The following is a 987-nucleotide window of genomic DNA, read 5'->3' on the forward strand; positions in this document are numbered from 1 at the left end:
ATACCAACGATCTGGATTTCCGATCAGCGCCATGACGATGCCGACACTCCAATCATCGGGCCGGATCACCTGTTGGAAGAACCGCTGCAGGCGGCGGCAGGCTGGCGCAACCTTGGCGCGATCCGGTCGCTCTGCAGCACTATGGGTCAGCTTGACGGTGCGGGCGCTGATCATCCCAATCACAAGCAGGCAGAGCGTCTCCACGCGTGACTTGCCCAGATGAACATGTGGGGTTAACACCTTGCTGTAGATCGGCGAGAGCAAAACTGGTCATGGACGAACTCCTTGCAGGGAAAGAGTCCGTGTTCAGAATCCATCTCGCCGGTCGGCACCAGCCCCAAAATCCGCAACATGCGTCCAGTGTCGTGTAGTCTGAGCAAACCGACTGCAGCTACGTAGCGTGTTGGAATCTCGTAGCAGCACTCATAGCCTCAAGATGATTGTCCCTGAACCGGCCAACAAGCTGAGCCTGGGCGAACGCGCTGCTGTGTTGGATGCCTGCAATTGCGAGCAATTCTCCAGCCTTCCGCCCAGCCAGATCGTGCCAAAACTGGCCGATCAGGGGCGGTATCTGGCCTCGGAATCCAGCTTCTACCGCATTCTGCGCGCCGATGGGCAACAGCATCACCGGGGCCGGGCAAAGCCTCCGGTTCGGCGCAAACCACCCATGAGCTACAAGGCCGGCGCACCCTGCGAGGTCTGGACCTGGGATATCACCTGGATGCTTGGGCCGGTCGCGGGCATGTTCTTTTACCTCTACCTGATCGTGGATATCTTCAGCCGCAAGATTGTCGGCTGGGAGGTGCATGAGCGCGAGAGCGAGGAAATGGCGTCCAATCTGATCCGGCAGGCTGTCCTGGTAGAGGGCTGCATCACGCGCCCCCTCGTCCTGCATGCCGACAATGGCAGCCCTATGAAGGCTGCCACGATGAAAACCACCATGGAGAAACTGGGCATCACCGCGTCCTACAGTCGCCCGCGCGTCAG

General features: G+C 59.7%; 1 protein-coding gene and 1 pseudogene. Both read left to right on the forward strand.

Going from position 1 to position 987, the window contains the following annotated elements; translation table 11 throughout:
• Positions 1-210, forward strand: a 210-nt coding sequence (locus P775_RS28115; RefSeq protein ID WP_180287464.1) for a hypothetical protein, incomplete at its 5' end; no start/stop codon positions are given.
• 241 nt (positions 211-451) lie between these two features.
• Positions 452-987 (forward strand): annotated as a pseudogene (locus P775_RS15720) (transposase); the annotation flags it as partial.

This window comes from Puniceibacterium antarcticum (genome assembly GCF_002760615.1).
Lineage (GTDB): Bacteria > Pseudomonadota > Alphaproteobacteria > Rhodobacterales > Rhodobacteraceae > Puniceibacterium > Puniceibacterium antarcticum.